Annotated in this window: 14 protein-coding genes and 1 tRNA gene; 8 read left to right on the forward strand and 7 right to left on the reverse strand. The window is 63.3% G+C overall.

Features of this window, described 5'->3' with window-relative positions; genetic code table 11:
- Window positions 1-21 precede the first annotated feature (21 nt).
- From PTE31013_RS09995 to cynS, 4 genes are read left to right on the forward strand one after another with little or no spacing between them, the layout of a single operon-like run.
- Complete coding sequence (locus PTE31013_RS09995) at window positions 22-1,416, forward strand: CmpA/NrtA family ABC transporter substrate-binding protein (RefSeq protein ID WP_150612639.1); 1,395 nt, start codon at window positions 22-24, stop codon at window positions 1,414-1,416.
- A gap of 15 nt (window positions 1,417-1,431) precedes the next feature.
- The gene (gene ntrB / locus PTE31013_RS10000) at window positions 1,432-2,301 is read left to right on the forward strand and encodes a nitrate ABC transporter permease (RefSeq protein WP_150612640.1); all 870 of its coding nucleotides are present in this window, start codon (window positions 1,432-1,434) and stop codon (window positions 2,299-2,301) included.
- A complete protein-coding gene (locus PTE31013_RS10005; RefSeq protein ID WP_150612641.1) occupies window positions 2,291-3,220 on the forward strand; it encodes an ABC transporter ATP-binding protein in 930 nt (309 codons plus the stop codon). The genes ntrB and PTE31013_RS10005 overlap by 11 nt, the downstream gene beginning before the upstream one ends.
- 30 nt (window positions 3,221-3,250) lie before the next feature.
- Window positions 3,251-3,700 carry a cyanase gene (cynS, locus tag PTE31013_RS10010; protein ID WP_150612642.1) on the forward strand — a complete coding sequence of 150 codons (450 nt, stop codon included), beginning with the start codon at window positions 3,251-3,253 and terminating at the stop codon, window positions 3,698-3,700.
- A 172-nt stretch (window positions 3,701-3,872) separates the two neighbouring features.
- On the opposite strand, the gene PTE31013_RS10015 is transcribed toward cynS, so the two are convergent.
- The 7 genes from PTE31013_RS10015 to fdnG form a co-directional block, all read right to left on the reverse strand.
- Window positions 3,873-3,968: transfer RNA gene (locus tag PTE31013_RS10015), tRNA-Sec, on the reverse strand.
- An 87-nt stretch (window positions 3,969-4,055) separates the two neighbouring features.
- A complete protein-coding gene (selB, locus tag PTE31013_RS10020) occupies window positions 4,056-5,966 on the reverse strand; it encodes a selenocysteine-specific translation elongation factor (RefSeq protein WP_150612643.1) in 1,911 nt (636 codons plus the stop codon).
- Window positions 5,963-7,393, reverse strand: a complete 1,431-nt coding sequence (gene selA, locus PTE31013_RS10025; protein WP_150612644.1) for an L-seryl-tRNA(Sec) selenium transferase — start codon at window positions 7,391-7,393, stop codon at window positions 5,963-5,965. The genes selB and selA overlap by 4 nt, the downstream gene beginning before the upstream one ends.
- A gap of 18 nt (window positions 7,394-7,411) precedes the next feature.
- Window positions 7,412-8,440: a formate dehydrogenase accessory protein FdhE gene (gene fdhE, locus PTE31013_RS10030; protein ID WP_150612700.1), complete on the reverse strand. Its 1,029-nt coding sequence runs from the start codon at window positions 8,438-8,440 to the stop codon at window positions 7,412-7,414.
- Between the two features lie 51 nt (window positions 8,441-8,491).
- Window positions 8,492-9,139 carry a formate dehydrogenase subunit gamma gene (locus PTE31013_RS10035; RefSeq protein WP_150612645.1) on the reverse strand — a complete coding sequence of 216 codons (648 nt, stop codon included), beginning with the start codon at window positions 9,137-9,139 and terminating at the stop codon, window positions 8,492-8,494.
- 2 nt (window positions 9,140-9,141) lie between these two features.
- A complete protein-coding gene (gene fdxH, locus PTE31013_RS10040; RefSeq protein WP_150612646.1) occupies window positions 9,142-10,092 on the reverse strand; it encodes a formate dehydrogenase subunit beta in 951 nt (316 codons plus the stop codon).
- 9 nt (window positions 10,093-10,101) lie between these two features.
- Window positions 10,102-13,170: a formate dehydrogenase-N subunit alpha gene (fdnG, locus tag PTE31013_RS10045; protein ID WP_150612647.1), complete on the reverse strand. Its 3,069-nt coding sequence runs from the start codon at window positions 13,168-13,170 to the stop codon at window positions 10,102-10,104.
- A 208-nt stretch (window positions 13,171-13,378) separates the two neighbouring features.
- Between fdnG and PTE31013_RS10050 the strand changes: the two genes are divergently transcribed.
- The 4 genes from PTE31013_RS10050 to PTE31013_RS10065 are packed head-to-tail and all read left to right on the forward strand — an operon-like array spanning window position 13,379 to window position 17,001.
- Entirely contained in the window at window positions 13,379-14,023 is a 645-nt protein-coding gene (locus PTE31013_RS10050; protein WP_246174242.1) for a paraquat-inducible protein A, read from the forward strand.
- Window positions 14,020-14,664 (forward strand): paraquat-inducible protein A, encoded by a 645-nt coding sequence (locus PTE31013_RS10055; RefSeq protein ID WP_150612648.1) that lies wholly within the window; start codon window positions 14,020-14,022, stop codon window positions 14,662-14,664. The genes PTE31013_RS10050 and PTE31013_RS10055 overlap by 4 nt, the downstream gene beginning before the upstream one ends.
- Complete coding sequence (locus tag PTE31013_RS10060) at window positions 14,657-16,318, forward strand: PqiB family protein (protein WP_150612649.1); 1,662 nt, start codon at window positions 14,657-14,659, stop codon at window positions 16,316-16,318. Before PTE31013_RS10055 ends, PTE31013_RS10060 begins: the two co-directional genes overlap by 8 nt.
- Window positions 16,315-17,001, forward strand: a complete 687-nt coding sequence (locus PTE31013_RS10065; protein WP_150612650.1) for a PqiC family protein — start codon at window positions 16,315-16,317, stop codon at window positions 16,999-17,001. Before PTE31013_RS10060 ends, PTE31013_RS10065 begins: the two co-directional genes overlap by 4 nt.
- Window positions 17,002-17,004 lie beyond the last annotated feature (3 nt).

The following is a 17,004-nucleotide window of genomic DNA, read 5'->3' on the forward strand; positions in this document are numbered from 1 at the left end:
CTTAAACCAGGTGCGTCGAACATGAAAGATGAAAATCCGTATCGTCCGTATAGCCCAGACCACTCGCTGGAGCGCTGCTCATGTGGCATGCACGCCAGCCAGGACGAACACGATGCACGCAGCGGCGTTGTAGCTCACCGCCCAGTGCACGATGAGGAAGTCCAGTCGCGCCATTTCCTCGAAATGGCAGCTGTCAGGGCGCTGTTCCCCCACGACGCGCTGCGCCGGCGATTCCTGCGTGCGGTCGGCATCAACGCCGCGCGTGCCGCAATTGCCAGCGTGCTCCCATTGGCCGACCTTCAGGCGATGGCGGAAGAAAGGCGTCCTCTGGAGAAGAAGGACCTGAAGATAGGTTTCATCCCGATCAACTGCGCCACACCGCTGATCATGGCGGATCCCATGGGCTTCTATCGGGAACAGGGTCTCAACGTCTCGCTTATCAAGACTGCCGGTTGGGCGCTGGTTCGAGATCAGATGCTTAATCACGAGCTCGACGCGTCGCATTTCCTGGCACCGATGCCGCTCGCTATTTCCATGGGGATTGCGTCTGCCGCCCAGCCCATGCGAGTTGCCGCCATTCAGAACGTCAATGGCCAGGCAATCACGTTGGCTCTGAAGCATAAGGACAACCGGGACCCGAAGCACTGGAAGGGCTTCAAGTTCGCCATTCCGTTCGAGTATTCCATGCATAACTTCCTGCTCCGCTACTACCTTGCAGAGCATGGACTTGACCCCGACCGTGATGTTCAGCTCCGTGTGACTCCGCCTGCGGAAATGATCGCCAATCTGAGGGCCGGCAACATTGACGGGTTCCTCGGACCGGATCCCTTCAATCAACGTGCTGTGTATGACCAAGTGGGTTTCATTCACATCTTGTCGCGCGACATTTGGAACGGGCACCCGTGCTGTGCGTTCGGTGTAGCGCAGGACTTCATTGACAAGAACCCGAACACATTCGTGGCGTTGTACCGTGCATTGCTGAAGGCATCCGCGAGCGCTCACAAGTTGGAGAACCGTCCTGCGATTGCTCGCGCCATCTCGACGCCGAACTATCTGAACCAGCCGGAAACGGTCATTCTACAAGCGCTCAATGGCCACTATGCCGATGGGCTTGGACATGTGCGTGATCAGCCGGATCGAACGGATTTTCAACCGCTTCCGTGGTACTCGATGGCCACTTGGATGCTCACGCAAATGCAGCGGTGGGGCTACATCAAGAAGCAAATTTCCTACGACGACCTTGCTAAAAAGGTGTTCTTGCTTACGGATGCGAGTGCGCAAATGAAGGCACTGGGGCAAGAAGTCGACCACGACGCGCTGGCTGGCGGCATGCGGAAATTCTCAGTGATGGGCCGTGAATACGACCCTGCCGACCCGGCCAAATACCTTGCAAGTTTTGCGATCAGGCGGGCCTGATTCAAAGGATATGAGATGAAGTCTTCAATTCGATTGCAAGCGGCACTTGTGTCACTCGCCATGGTTGCGATTCTGCTCGTTTGCTGGCAATTCGCGACAACGGCGGGGAAGCAGGCTCAGCACGCGCCAATGACACCGGAGCAGAAAGAGTACGCACAGTTGATGGGGCAGACGCCCGGCGACCAATCGTCGGAGCCGAAGAGCGACGGTTTCCCGACACCTGCACAGTTCTTTTCCGCCGCAGCGCAAAACCTCGCGCACCCATTTTACGATCATGGTCCCAATGACAAAGGAATCGGCATTCAATTGGGGCATTCTCTTCTGCGTGTCGCTGGCGGCTATCTGCTCGCTGTCATCGTGTCGATCCCTTTGGGCTTCTTGATTGGCATGTCTCCACTGCTATATCGCGCTTTTGATCCATTCATTCAGCTGCTGAAGCCGATCTCTCCGCTCGCGTGGATGCCAATCGCGCTATACACGATCAAGGACGCCTCTGTCTCTGCGATCTTCGTGATCTTCATCTGCTCGCTATGGCCGATGCTGATTAACACCGCGTTCGGCGTCGCGAACGTAAGACGTGAGTGGCTAAACGTTGCCCGCACCCTCGAAGTCTCGCCGTTACGCAAGGCAGTGCAGATTGTCTTGCCCGCCGCTGCGCCGACCATCATCACCGGCATGCGCATCTCGATGGGGATTGCGTGGCTTGTCATCGTGGCTGCTGAAATGTTGGTCGGCGGAACGGGCGTCGGCTATTTTCTATGGAACCAGTGGAACAATCTTTCGCTGACAAATGTCCTGTTTGCGGTACTCATCATCGGCGTCGTTGGGATGCTGCTTGATCAGCTTTTCGCCCGCCTGCAAAAGAAGGTGACCTATGCAGAGTAATGAAAATCGTGCCACGAGCGGTAGTGCCTTCATTGAGGTCGACAACCTCTCGAAGCGTTATCGCGCTGATCTTCCGCCGGTCTTCGAAGACGTGACATTCAAGATTGATCGTGGAGAGTTCATTTGCGTAATTGGTCACTCTGGCTGCGGAAAGAGCACGATTCTGAACGTACTCGGGGGGCTCGAGCAGGCGAGCGGTGGCGGTGCCGTAATGGGCGGCAGGGAGATTGCAGGTCCGAGCCTCGATCGCGGGGTCGTGTTCCAAGGTCATGCGTTGCTACCCTGGCTCACCGCGAAGCAGAACGTCGAGTTCGCAGTTCGCTCCCGGAATCCGGATTGGACGCGTCAGCAGATCGAAGAGTGCGCAATGCGCTTCCTCGATATGGTCGGCCTCACACGCGCGATCGACAAGAAGCCATCGGAGTTATCGGGTGGCATGCGCCAGCGCGTGGGGATCGCTCGTGCGTTCTCCGTCGCGCCAAAGATGCTTCTGATGGACGAGCCGTTCGGGGCACTCGATGCGCTGACGCGCGGTGTTATCCAGGATGAACTTCTGCGCATCTGCCTGGCCACTCATCAGACCGTTTTCATGATCACGCACGATGTCGACGAAGCGATCTTGCTTGCTGATCGAATCTTCTTGATGAGTAACGGGCCGCGAGCACGCCTTGCAGAAATTGTTGTGAACACGATGCCACGGGAGCGAACGCGAGAGACGCTTGTCCACGATCCCCAGTTCTATCGGATTCGGAACTATCTTATCGATTTTCTGGTGAGACGCTCTGCCACGATTCAACAGGATATCGAACACGGTCGTGACATGCATCAAACGACGCAAATTGTTCGTCCAGGTTTGTCTCAGGACAACGTTACGGAGCTTGACCAAGGCCGCGCGCTCCGTATGGGCAATACGGCCTAATTTTCCAGTGGTTTTTTTGAGGATAGTCACATGATTTCGAGTCGCACGCAGGTTACCGAGATGATCGTCTCGGCGAAGGTTCGCAAGGGCCTCAAGTGGGCAGATGTTGCGGAAAAAGTCGGCATGGCCAAGGAGTGGACGACTGCCGCATGCCTCGGTCAAATGCAGTTGAGCAAGGAGCAGGCTGCCGTCGTCGGCGAGATCTTCGAGCTTTCCGACGAGGCCATCGCATGGTTGCAGATCGTTCCGTATAAGGGCTCACTGCCGACGGCTGTTCCGACGGACCCGCTGATCTACCGCTGGTATGAGCTGGTGAACGTCTATGGCACGACCATCAAAGAACTGATCCACGAAGAATTCGGCGACGGCATCATGAGTGCAATCGACTTCTCGATGGACATTCAGCGTCAGGCGGACGCGAAGGGCGACCGCGTAAACGTGGTGCTATCCGGCAAATTCCTGCCGTACAAGTCCTACTGATCGGCTGGCGGCGAGACCTATGACGTCACCGGGGCCATCTACGGCCTGGCCATTGGCGCGGTGCTCGGCTTGACGTCAGGTCGTGAGGACTGTCGAGAATACGGCTGCCTGGCCAAACGGCAACCCTATGGGTGAACGCACAGAATTTATGAGAATCGCCGGGAGTCTTTAATGGCGGAAAGCAGCCGGAGTCGAACCGACCTGGGAGCGGCTGACGCCCCCAACCGGGTTTGAAGCCCGGCCGCATCACCGGATACGAATGCCTTCCTTCGGACAACGCAATGTGACTGGTTCGATCGTCATGCAAGGACTCTGGCATCGCTTGATGCCGCGTGAGTTCGGCGTCCCGAGTTCCCTACGCCGCGCCCCATTCCGCCCCGGGGCGCCGCACATGCCAATCGCCAACGCGGCGAGTATATCCCGCACGATCGAAGAACTCCAGAATCTGGATCGCGCGCTTGCGCCCCAGGCCCGTCGCATCGCGAAACGCGCCGGCTTCCACCTTGCCGCCCGCATCGGCGATCATGCCCGCCAGCCTGTTGACACTCGCATCGTCGTAGAACAGATCCTTGACGACCTGATGCAGCTGCCCTTGCCTCGCGAGCTTGCGCAATACCGCACGCACCCGCGCTTCGGGCACATTCAGCGCACGGCCCATATCCCGCACCCAAGGTGGATCGAAACGCCCCTGCACCACAAGCGGGAGCAGCGCTTCAGCCAACGCCGTCTCCTCGTCCGTCATTTCCACGCGGTGCGTCGGCAGATGCCACCACGCCCCCGTACGCGCCAGCGCCCCATCGCGCAACATCGCCTGCACGATGACGCGCCAATGCCGTGCGTCCAGCGCGGGCCACGTCATGCGGCCCAGCCGCGCGGCATCGAGTCCCGGTTCGTCCGGCAGGCGCACATGATAGTCACGCAGTACGTCGAGCACGCGCGTGCGCACGATGTCCCACGCCTGAGGCGAAAACGCGAGCGATTCCCCCTCCGCCCCCGCCATCACCACCGCGCTCGCCGGCCACTGCCATTGCCCCTCCGGCAACCCCGTGAGCGCCACGACTTGCGCACTCGTCAAACCGAACGCGGACTGCGCAAGCAGCGCATCCAGCCCATCCCCCTCCAGAGCACACGCCACGGCGTCGAGCCACGCCAATCGCGCCGCCGAGCGACGTTTGCGCGCCGGCGCCGCCGGGTCGAGCACGCGCCCGCCGCCGACCGTCGCCGTCGCCTGCGGATTGCGCACGATGAAGCGGTCGCCCGGCATCGTGCACACGGGCATATCGAAGACCAATTGCACACGCATCGTGCCACCCGGTGCCAGCGTGTCCCCTTCCAGCAAGACCGTGCGCGCCTGCGCATGCGTCGTGCCCACATGCACGTGCAGCGGAAACCACTGCGTAAGCGGCACACCGCCTTCCAGCCAATGTAGTTCGACGTCCACATACGTCGACGGCCCCGGCAATCCCGCCGCAACGATCCAGTTGCCCCGCCGAAGCTGGTCACGCTCAACGCCCGCCAGATTCAGCGCGCAGCGCTCCCCGGCTCGGCCCGCGTCCACCGGTCGGTTCTGCGCATGCACGCTGCGCACCCGCACCGGCAATCCCTGCGGCATCACCACGAGGTTGTCCCCCACGCGCACCGTGCCAGCGAATGCTGTGCCGGTCACGACCGTGCCATGGCCCGCCAGCGTGAAGACACGATCGACGGCGAGACGAAACAACGCGTCCTCGCGACGCGTCGCGTTGCCGGACGCGTGCAATGCCTGCGCCGCCTGCGCCAGACGCTCGCGCAGCACCGTCACGCCCGCGTCGCCCGGTGTCGTCGCGGACACCGGCACGACCTCCGCCCGGGCGAACGGCGTGTTCGCAAGCCATTGCGAAATCTCTTGCGTCACGGTGGCCAGCCGCGCCGCATCGACGCGATCCGCCTTCGACAGAGCGACCACGCCACGTCCCACACCCAGCATCGACAGAATGGCAAGATGCTCACGCGTCTGCGGCATGATGCCGTCGTCCGCCGCAATCACGAGCAGCGCGAAATCAATGCCGACAGCACCGGCCGCCATCGTGTGGATCAGCTTCTCATGGCCGGGAACATCGATGAAGCCCAACACCTCGCCATCCGGCAACGGCGTGTAGGCGTAACCCAATTCGATGGAAATGCCGCGCGCCTTTTCTTCCTTAAGCCGATCGGTGTCGACCCCCGTCAACGCGCGAACGAGACTCGTCTTGCCGTGGTCGATGTGACCGGCGGTACCCACGATCATGCGCGCAGCTCCGCGAATTGCAACGCCAGACGTGTTTCGTCAGCCGCTTCGAGACAACGCAGATCGAGCCACAGTGTCTGATCGGCAATCCGGCCGATCACCGGACATGGCAGCGCTCGCAGCGCGGCTTCGAGCGCCGCCAGCGCACGGCCGCTGCCACGTTTGCCGCCTCCGGCAGGCACGATCGCCAAACCATAGCTCGGGAGCTGCTCGACCGGCAACGCACCGCTGCCGATCTGGCTTACCATCGGCGCGGCGCTCACGGTATAGGCATCGCCCAGCGACTGCGCAAGCACCAGGGCCAGGCGCTGCGCCTGCACCATCATGTCGGCGCGCGTTCGGGTGAGCAGGCGCAACGTGGTGAGCCGCTCGGTCAGATGATCGGGATCGCGATACAGACGCAGCACCGGCTCCAGTGCCGCGAGCGTGAGCTTTCCCACACGCAGCGCTCGCTTGAGCGGATGCTTCTTGATCTTTGCGATGAGGTCCCTGCGCCCCACGATCATGCCCGCCTGCGGACCGCCCAGCAGCTTGTCGCCGGAGAACGTCACGAGATCGGCCCCGGCGGCAATCGTCTCCTGCACGGTGGTCTCGTGCGGCAACCCCCAGCGCTCCAGCGGCGTCAGTGTGCCGCTGCCGAGATCGACCGCCACCGGCACGCCGTGCGGCTTGGCAATCTGCACGACCTCCGCAACGTCGACGTGCTTCGTGAAGCCCGTGACCACGTAGTTGCTGCAATGGACCTTCATCAGCAATGCCGTCTTCTCGCCAATGGCATTGCGATAGTCGGCCGCATGCGTACGATTGGTCGTGCCCACTTCGACGAGCTTCGCACCCGCGTGCGTCATGATGTCGGGAATGCGAAACGCGCCGCCGATCTCCACCAGCTCACCGCGCGAGACCACGACGTCGCGACGCTTGGCAAGCGTTGCCAGCATCAGCAGTACCGCCGCCGCATTGTTGTTGACCACCGTTGCCGCCTCGCCGCCCGTCAATTCGCACAGCAAGGGCGCGACGAGGTCGTCGCGGTCGCCGCGTCCGCCCGTCGCGAGATCGAATTCGAGGTTGGCCGGCGCGGTGAGCGCTTGCATGACCGCTTCCACGGCGACCTCGGGCAGCAACGCCCGCCCCAGATTCGTATGCAGCACCGTGCCGGTGAGATTGAAGACCGGACGCAGCGTCGCCCGATTGCGTTCAGTCAGCGCGCGGGTCACCCGCGCCCCGAAGGCGGCCGGGGCCAGCGTGTCGTGCGTCAGCGTGCCCGCCAGCGCCGCCGCGCGGCACGCGTCGAGATCATGACGCAACGCGTCTGTCACCTGTGTACGACCGAAGTCCGCCAACACCGCCCGAAAGTCGGGCATCCCCAGCAGCCGGTCGAGCGACGGCAGATCCGCCGCCCCTGCCAACCCAAGATCGTGCTCGGCCATGCGCATCCCCGCATTCCCTTAGACCATTTCGGCGTTCTGCCAAAGCAACGGATTACCGTTGGCGCGCGCATAACCCGCCTCGCCCATCAACACGTCGAGGGCGAGACTCGCGAGATCGTCGGCAACCGGCTCCACGAACGGATCCTTGTCCTGGTAGAAGATCTTGCGATAGCTGTGGCAGTCGTCGCATGACTCCGCCCGGATCGGGGACGACGCGACGCGTTTGGCCGCCTCGTCGAGCGCCGGACGACCGTCGGCCCTCCTGGCGCCCCCCCCCTCGGCGTGGACTGCCCGCAGGTCCGCACCCGATGCCGCCGCGTCCCCTGTCTTGTCAAGCACGTGGTACGCAACATGCTGGCTCGCTTCGCAATGCGTGCACTTCACGCGGACCATGTGCCATTCGGTCGAGCAAAGCCCGCATGCGAGATACCGGTAGCCCTCATGCGCCCCACCGATACGAACGACACTCGCCACCGGCAGCGTGCCGCACACGGGGCAGACATTGGGGACGTCGAGCATCGGCACTTCGCCCGCGTCGAACAGGCTTGCCACGCCCGTCCACAGCACTTGCAGCGCCGCCATCAGGAACGGCGCGCTCGCCGCGTCGACCCCCTTGCCATGCCCGGCGAGCAACGCTTGCGCTGCCGCGTCGAGCGCGGCCGGACTGGCGGCACGAATGCGCGCGAGCACAGCGCGCACCGGCGCGGGCAGGTCCGGCTGTGCCGCCACGGCATCGAGCAGTTGCATGAGCAATGGCTGCCACCGGCCGGCGTCGTAACCACCGCTCGCGGGCACGAGCGGCATACAGTGCAGTTGGGCTTGCTCGATCGACTCGGCCGGTGGACGCTGCGCCGAAAAGGTGTCGAGCACGCGCTGTTGCGCGTCGACAAGCAAGGCCATGAAGCGGAGGTAATCGCCTAGCGGGTGGCCGTCGGCCAGTTGGCGCAGACGCGCCGCGCGCGCCGAGAACACTTCGGCGCGTTGCGGCATGCGTAGACGGGGAATGGCAGTGCGATCGAGCGACTCGATCTGTCCGGGTTCAAGGATGCGTTGCAAGGTAGCCGGCCTCGTAAGCTCGCCCGGCCACCACGGCCGGACTCATTTGTTGAGCTGCTTGTACCAGGCGCGATGGTGCTTCCACGCCCAGCCGCGGGTGACGGTACCGCGCGTCATCGCACGCACGGAACCCTTGATCCAGATTGCTGCATAGATGTGCGTAATGATGCCGCAAATCAGCACGAATGCACACACCGCGTGCACGTCTGATGCCAGGCGAATCACCCCGATCGGGAAGTACAGCGAGAAGTAGGCGCGCCAGATCACGACGCCCGAGAGCAGCAGCCCGATCATGCACAACACCATCACGTAGAAAAGCAGTTTCTGTCCGGCGTTGTAGCGCCCGACTTCCGGCAGATTCTCTTCGCGATTGTCGAGCACGTCGCCGATCTTCTTCATCCACTCCGTGTCGCGCGACTCGAACTTGTTGTAGCAGCCCAGCCGCACGGCGAGACAGGCAAAGGCAACGAACATCAACACGCCGACAAACGGATGCAAAATCCGCGTCCACGATCCGCCTCCGAACACATTGGCGAGCCAGAACATCGACGGATGGAACAGCGCGAGCCCGGAGAGCGCCAGCAGAATGAACGTGCCCGCGACAATCCAGTGGTTGATGCGTTGCCCCGCGCTGTAGCGCTCGATCAGATCGTCCTTGTCCGCCCGACGATCACTGCGTTCGTTCGACATGGTCAGACCTCCTCGTGCGTGGCGACGCCCTTCTGGCCGTCGGAACCGTCGCCCTTGCGGGATGCATCGTATCGGCGAGCGGCCGCCTCATCGTCCTCGGTCGTCTCGTTCGGACCGGTCTTGATGTAGTGGAAGAACCCGGCGAGCGCCGTCAGCGCCATGGCGGCGACGCCCAGCGGTTTAGCGATGCCCTTCCAGAATGCCACCATCGGACTGATCCGCGGATCGTCCGGCAAGCCGTGATACAGCGACGGCTTGTCGGCATGATGGAGCACATACATCACGTGCGTGCCGCCCACGCCCGCCGGATCGTACAGCCCGGCGTGCTCGAAACCGCGTGACTTCAGGTCTTCGATGCGCTCGGCCGCCTGGTCCTTCATGGCGTCCTTGGTGCCGAACAGGATCGCGCCGGTCGGACACGTCTTCACGCACGCCGGTTCCAGTCCGACTGACACGCGGTCGGAACACAAGGTGCACTTGTAGGCCTTGTGATCCTTCTGCGAGATGCGCGGGATGTTGAACGGGCATCCGGTGATGCAGTACCCGCAGCCGATGCACGCCTCTTCATGGAAGTCGACGATGCCGTTGGCGTATTGCACGATGGCGCCTGGCGACGGGCACGCCTTCAGGCAGCCCGGGTCCTCGCAATGCATGCAGCCATCCTTGCGGATCAGCCACTCGAGATCGCCCTTCGGGTTCTCGTACTCGGTGAAGCGCATGAGCGTCCACGAGTCGGCCGTCAGGTCCGCCGGGTTGTCGTACACGCCGACGTTCGTGCCCACCTCGTCGCGCAGGTCGTTCCACTCCATGCACGCCGTCTGGCACGCCTTGCAGCCGATGCATTTCGACGTATCGATCAGCTTGGCGACGTCCCCCGTGTGCGCCTCGCGCACCGAGGGCGACGGCAACGTGGTGGCCGAGCGCCGTTTGATATCCAGTGATTGCAATGCCATGGCGCCCCCTTATGCCTTCTCGACTTTCACCAGGAACGACTTGAACTCGGGTGTCTGCGAATTCGCGTCGCCCACGATCGGCGTCAGCGTGTTCGCGAGGAACCCGGGTTTGGTCAGTCCCTTGAAGCCCCAGTGAATCGGAATGCCCACGTGATGAATCGTCTTGCCGTCCACCTTGAGCGCACGAATGCGCTTGGTCACGACCGCCCGGGCCTTGATGAAGCCGCGATTGGACGAGACCTTGACCGTGTCGCCCGCCACCACACCGATTTCCTTTGCGAGTGCTTCGCCGATCTCGACGAACTGCTCTGGCTGGATGATCGAATTGAGCAGCGCGTGCTTGGTCCAGTAGTGGAAGTGCTCGGTCAGTCGATACGTCGTCGCCACATAGGGGAACTTGTCGGCCGTGCCCATCGCGGCCAGATCGTCCGGGAACACGCGGGCGCCCGGATTGTTCGTGGCCTTCGGCTGCTTCGGGTGCAGCGGGTTGTACCCCAGCGGCGTCTCGAACGGCTCGTAGTGCTCGGGGAACGGCCCCTCGGCCATAGCCCCCTTCGCGAAGAAGCGCGCCACGCCCTCGGGGTTCATGATGAATGGACTCATGCCGGCCGCCGGATCCTCGTCGACCTTGAAGTCCGGCACGTCCGCCCCGGTCCAGGCCTTGCCGTTCCACCACACCAGCTTGTGCTTCGGATTGAACGGCTTGCCCGCGAGGTCGGACGACGCGCGGTTGTAAAGAATGCGACGGTTCGCTGGCCACGCCCACGCCCAGTTCAGCGTCTGCCCGATGCCGGTCGGATCGCTGTTGTCGCGGCGTGCCATCTGATTACCCGCCTGCGTCCACGCGCCGGCAAAGATCCAGCAGCCCGACGACGTACTGCCGTCGTCCTTCAGTTCGGCAAACCCCGCCAGTTGCTCGCCGGCCTTGCGGGTGACCTTGGTCGGGTCCTTCGGATCGACCAGGTCCTTGAGCGCACGGCCGTTGTACTCCTTGGCGAGTTCTTCGGGAGACGGACTCTCCGGCTGGGCGTATGGCCACGACAGGTTGACGATCGGATCGGGGAACTTGCCGCCCTGCGTCTTGTACATCTCGCGCAGGCGCAGGAACAGCCCGGTCATGATGTCAATGTCCGTGCGTGCTTCGCCCGGCGGCTCGGCCCCCTTCCAGTGCCATTGCAGCCAGCGCCCCGAGTTGACCAGCGTGCCGTCTTCCTCGGCGAAGCAGGTCGTCGGCAAGCGGAACACCTCCGTCTGGATCTTGCTCGAATCCACGTTGTTGTGCTCGCCAAAGTTCCGCCAGAACTCCGACGTCTCCGTCGCCAGCGGATCCATGACGACGAGGAACTTGAGCTTGGCCAGCGCCTGATCCCACTTGAACTTGCCCGGTGCCGCCGCGAGCGGGTTGAACCCCTGCGCGAGGTAGCCGTTCATCTTGCCCTGGTTCATCAGCTCGAGCACCTGGAGCAAGTCGTAGGGCTTGTCGAGCTTGGGCAGGTAGTCGTAGGCCCAGTGGTTTTCGGCCGTGGCCGCGTCACCCCACCACGCCTTCATCAGGCTCGCGTAGAACTTCGGATAGTTCTGCCAGTAGCTGAGCTGGTTCGGACGCAGCGGCTTTTGGGTGCGCGCCGCCAGGTACTGCTCGGCGGTCTGCTCGGCCTGCTTGGGCAACGTCATGTACCCCGGCAGCAAGTCGGTCATCAGTCCGAGATCGGTCAGCCCCTGGATGTTCGAGTGGCCGCGCAGCGCGTTCATGCCGCCACCGGCCACCCCGATATTGCCCAGCAGAAGTTGCACCATCGCACCGGTGCGGATCATCTGCGAGCCGATCGAGTGCTGTGTCCAGCCCAGCGCGTACATGATCGTCATCGTGCGCGTCGGCGTGGAGCACTCGGCGATCAACTGGTAGACCTGATGGACCTTGTCGGCCGGCGTGCCGCACACGCGCTCGACCATCTCGAGGGTATAGCGCGAGTAGTGCTGCTTCATCAACTGGAACACCGTGCGCGGGTGCTGCAGCGTCGCGTCGGTGAGGACGTAGCCGTCCGCACCCTTCTGGTAGTCCCAGGTGCTGCGGTCGTAAGTGCGCTTCTCGGCGTTGTAACCCGAGTAGATACCGTCTTCGAACGCGAATTCGTCTTTCACGAGGAAGGTGAAATCGGTGTAGTTCTTGACGTATTCGTGCTGGATCTTGTCGTTCGTGAGCAGGTAGTTGATCAGCCCGCCGAGGAAGACGATATCCGTGCCGGAACGGATCGGGGCGTAGACGTCCGCGACCGATGCCGAACGATTGAAGCGCGGGTCAACCACGATCAGGCGCGCGTTGTTGCGCGCCTTCGCCTCGGTCACCCATTTGAAACCGCACGGGTGCGCCTCGGCGGCGTTGCCGCCCATGATAAGGACCAGATCCGCGTTCTTGATGTCGACCCAATGGTTCGTCATCGCACCACGGCCAAACGTCGGGGCAAGACCTGCCACCGTCGGGCCGTGTCAGACACGTGCCTGGTTGTCGAATCCCAGCATCCCGGTACTGCGGATGACTTTATGCGTGATGTAGCCGACTTCGTTGCTCGAGGCCGACGCGGCCAACATGCTCGTCGTGACCCAGCGGTTGACCGTCAGGCCATCGTCCGTTTTCTCGACGAAATTGGCATCGCGATCGTCCTTCATCAACTTGGCGATGCGATCGAGCGCGTCATCCCAGGAAATCCGCTCCCACTTGTCCGACCCCGGCTTGCGGTATTCCGGATATGTCAGGCGGTTCGGGCTGTGGATGAAGTCGATGAGGCTCGCCCCCTTCGGACACAAGGTGCCGCGATTGATCGGGTGGTCGGGGTCGCCTTCAATGTGGAAAATGCTCTTCGGCGCGTTCATCGCCCCGTCGCCGTAGCTATACATGAGCAGGCCACAGGCGACGGAACAGTACGGACAGGTGTTACGGGTTTCCGTCGCTCGCGCTAGCTTGAACTGACGGACTTCCGCCAGCGCCGCGTCAGGTGCAAACCCGAGCATTGCCAGGCTGGACCCGGCCAACGTCGCGCCACTCACTTTCAGGAACTGGCGCCTCGACATATTCAGCATGGGGGAAATCTCCTCAAATTTTCAAGAACTTTGCGGGAGTCCGTTGAGTATAGAGCAAAGATTCATGGTTTTCCGTGACTTAGCACAAACCATGCCGAATGCTGCGACGCAGCGCAAAACGCAGGAACTTCCTCAACAGTTTGGTATTCTGAGCGTCACTTTGCTCACCGTCCCCCCGGGCATGCACACCTTACCCCCAGAAGATGACGTGACAAACCTGATGGCATGCCCCAACTGCGACACGCTGCACCGTCGCACGGACGTGCCCCCGCGCGAGGCGGCACGCTGCGTGCGCTGTCACTCGGTGCTTTACCGCGCCCCCGATCTGCGCCTGTCGCGCGTACTGGCGCTTACCCTGGCCTGCCTGATCGTGTTCGCCATCGCGAACGCGTTTCCCATCGTCGAGATCGAGGTGCAGGGCATCTACACGCGTACTACGCTCATCGGCGCCGCCTGGGCCCTGTACCGCGAAGGCATGTGGCTCGTCGCCTTGCTGGTCTTCACCACCACGGTGCTCTCGCCACTCTCGCAATTGCTCGCGCTGGTCCATCTGATTGGCCCGCTCTCGGTCGGGCGACGGCCGTATGCCGTCTTTCACGTGATGCGCGCCATCGAGTTCTGCCGCCCCTGGGGCATGATCGAAGTGTTCATGCTCGGCGTCCTGGTGTCGCTGGTCAAACTCTCGTCCATGGCCAGCGTGTTGCCCGGCATTGCGTTATGGGCCTTCGGGGCGCTCACCGTGTTGCTGGCGATGGTGCTGTCTTACGACCTGCGCAATCTCTGGCTCGTGATCGACCACACATCGGACGCCAACGCGGCCAGCGCCTCGCCATCCCGGACGGTGCCGCGATGAAATACCTCACCGCCAAGGACGCCGGACTGGTGGCGTGCACCGCATGCGGACGGCTCTCACGCCACGTCGAGACGCTCGAGACGGCGCGCTGCCCACGCTGCGGCGCGATCCTGCACCAGCGCAAGATCGACAGTCTCACGCGTACCTGGGCCTTGCTGATCGCGGCCGCGATCCTTTACATTCCCGCCAACGTCCTGCCCATGATGCAGACGCGCTCGCTGCTCGGGAATTCCAGCGACACGATCATGAGCGGGGTGATCTATTTCTGGATCAACGGCGAGTACGATCTGGCCATCGTCGTCTTCACGGCCAGCATTCTCGTGCCGATGCTCAAGCTTATTGCGCTGTCGCTGCTGTGCCTCACCGCGCAGCGCGGCGCGCGCTGGAAACCGCATCAACGCACCAAGCTTTATCACATGATCGAGTTCATCGGCCGCTGGTCGATGCTCGATGTCTTCGTCGTCGCGCTGATGGTCGCGCTCGTGAACATCCAGTCGCTGGCCGTGATCCAGGCCGGTCCCGGCATCGTGGCGTTCGGCTCGGTGGTCGTGCTCACGATGCTCGCCTCGATGCAGTTCGACCCCCGCTTGATCTGGGATCAGATCCGCGACGACGATACCGAACAGGACGATCATGACTGACCCGAACGATCCGCAAGCCCCCAAGGCGCCGCCGCCCGGTGCCGGCGAACTGCCCACGCCGGTCATCGAGCCGCGCAAACGCTGGGCACCGTCGCTCGTCTGGCTGATCCCGCTGGTGGCGGCCGTGATCGGCCTGTCGCTCGTCGCCAAGGCAATCATCGAGCGGGGCCCGAGCGTCGTCATCGATTTCAAGACGGCCGAAGGCCTCGAAGCCGGCAAGACGAAGGTGAAGTACAAGGAAGTCGATATCGGCACCGTCAAGAACATCGAGCTGTCCGAAGACCTGTCGCATGTGCGCGTGACCGTCGACCTGACCGAGAATGCCAAGCGATTCGCGGTCAAGGACTCGCGTTGGTGGGTGGTGCGTCCGCGCGTGGCGGGCGGCAGCGTCTCCGGCCTGTCCACGCTGCTCTCGGGCGCCTATATCGGTGCCGACGCCGGCAAGTCGAACGACGCGTCGAATCATTTCGTGGGACTCGAAGTGCCGCCGGTCGTCTCCAGCGGCCAGCCGGGCAAGCCGTTCGTGCTGCATGCGGCGGACATCGGCTCGCTCGACATCGGCTCACCGATCTATTACCGCCGCATCCAGGTCGGTCAGGTCGAAGCCTTCTCGCTCGACCCGGATGGCAAGGGCGTGACGCTGCGCGTGTTCGTCCAAGCGCCCTACGACCAGTACGTCGGCTCCAACACGCGCTTCTGGCATGCGAGCGGCATCGACCTGCGGCTCGATTCGAACGGCTTCCAGGTCAATACGCAGTCGCTGGCGTCGGTGGTCATCGGCGGCATCGCGTTCCAGGCGCCGAACGAGTCTGGCGCGGGCGTGATGGCCAAGGCGGGCCAGGAATTCCGCCTGGCGCCCGACGAAACCACGGCCATGAAGGCCCCCGACACGCACCCGATGACGGTCGTGTTCCGCTTCCAGCAGTCGTTGCGCGGCCTGGCGGTGGGCGCGCCGGTGGATTTCCGCGGTATTACGCTGGGCGAAGTCACATCGATCGGCGTGGAATTCGATCAGGCGACCAAGCGGATCAGCATGCCGGTGACGGTCGAAGTCTATCCGGATCGCCTGCGTCGCCGCGACCCGAAGAACAATCTGCCGTCGAACGAACTCGCCAGTCGCCAGATCCTGAATTCGCTCGTCGCGCGCGGTCTGCGCGGCCAGTTGCGTACCGGCAATCTGTTGACGGGCCAGTTGTACGTGGCGCTCGACTTCTTCCCGAACGCCAAGCCCGCCAAGGCGGAGGAAGTCGACAACGTGGTGCTCGTGCCGACCGTGCCCAACACGCTCGACCAGTTGCAGCTCCAGATCGCCGACATAGCGACCAAGCTCGACAAGATTCCGTTCGACAGTATCGGCCAGAACCTCGATGCGTCGCTGCGCAAGCTCGACAAGACGCTCGACAGCGCGCAGGGCCTGTTCCGCCAGCTCGACGGCGAGATCGCGCCGGAGGCGAAGGCCACGCTGAGCGAGGCGAAGAAGAGCTTCGGCGCCGCCGAGCGCACCCTCTCCGAAGACGCTCCGGTGCAACAGGACGTTCGTCAGGCCATGCAGGAACTGACCAAGACCCTGCGCTCGCTGGGTACACTCGCCGAGTATCTGCAGCTGCACCCCGAGGCATTGCTGCGTGGCAAACCCAAGGACCCGCAACCATGACGATGCCGCCCCCAATGCCCCATAGCCAGCGCCGCCGGGCGATGCCGATGGTCGGCGCCGTGCTGGTCACCCTCGCCCTGACGCTCGCCGGATGTGCGTCGCCGCCAGCGCGCTTCTACACGCTGACCGACGCCGCCGGCGCCGCCGGCGCGGGCAGTCCCGCCACGACTGGCGCGAACGTGCCGACCGCGCCCTATGCGATCGAAGTCTCGCCAGTCGCCGTGCCCGAGCAGGTCGACCGGCCGCAACTCGTTGTCACGCGCGGCGGCGGCCGCGTCGACATTCTGGAGGAATCGCGCTGGGCCGCCCCGCTCAAGACCGAGCTGACGTCGACGATCTCGCGCAACCTCACGCAGCACCTTGGGGCGATGGACGTCTATGGCCTGCCGCGGGCCGACGGCCTCACCGTCTACCGCGTCTCGACATCGGTGCAGCGCTTCGAGTCCGTGCCGGGCGGGCAGGCGGCACTCACGGCGGTCTGGAGCGTTCGCAGGGTACCGGGCGACGTCGTCGTCACTTGCCGCTTTGCGGGCACCGCGCCCGCCTCGGGGGACGACGGTGGCACAGACGGCATCGATGGGGTTGTCGCGGCGCAACGCCAGCTCGCCGACCGGCTGGCGCTCGGCATCGGCAACGCCATTGCCGCGAGCGCGCAAGGCACCACGCCGCACTGCGAGCGCTGAACA

This window comes from Pandoraea terrigena (assembly GCF_902459705.1).
Lineage (GTDB): Bacteria > Pseudomonadota > Gammaproteobacteria > Burkholderiales > Burkholderiaceae > Pandoraea > Pandoraea terrigena.

Excerpts from the sequence above, each read along its gene's own strand:
- PTE31013_RS10060 (WP_150612649.1), top strand. The coding sequence starts at position 14,657 with ATGACTGACCCGAACGATCCGCAAGCCCCCAAGGCGCCGCCGCCCGGT.
- PTE31013_RS10065 (WP_150612650.1), top strand. The coding sequence starts at position 16,315 with ATGACGATGCCGCCCCCAATGCCCCATAGCCAGCGCCGCCGGGCGATG.
- PTE31013_RS10005 (WP_150612641.1), top strand. The coding sequence starts at position 2,291 with ATGCAGAGTAATGAAAATCGTGCCACGAGCGGTAGTGCCTTCATTGAG.
- fdxH (WP_150612646.1), bottom strand. The coding sequence starts at position 10,092 with ATGGCATTGCAATCACTGGATATCAAACGGCGCTCGGCCACCACGTTG.
- cynS (WP_150612642.1), top strand. The coding sequence starts at position 3,251 with ATGATTTCGAGTCGCACGCAGGTTACCGAGATGATCGTCTCGGCGAAG.
- selA (WP_150612644.1), bottom strand. The coding sequence starts at position 7,393 with ATGGCCGAGCACGATCTTGGGTTGGCAGGGGCGGCGGATCTGCCGTCG.
- PTE31013_RS10035 (WP_150612645.1), bottom strand. The coding sequence starts at position 9,139 with ATGTCGAACGAACGCAGTGATCGTCGGGCGGACAAGGACGATCTGATC.
- ntrB (WP_150612640.1), top strand. The coding sequence starts at position 1,432 with ATGAAGTCTTCAATTCGATTGCAAGCGGCACTTGTGTCACTCGCCATG.
- selB (WP_150612643.1), bottom strand. The coding sequence starts at position 5,966 with ATGATCGTGGGTACCGCCGGTCACATCGACCACGGCAAGACGAGTCTC.
- PTE31013_RS10055 (WP_150612648.1), top strand. The coding sequence starts at position 14,020 with ATGAAATACCTCACCGCCAAGGACGCCGGACTGGTGGCGTGCACCGCA.
- PTE31013_RS09995 (WP_150612639.1), top strand. The coding sequence starts at position 22 with ATGAAAGATGAAAATCCGTATCGTCCGTATAGCCCAGACCACTCGCTG.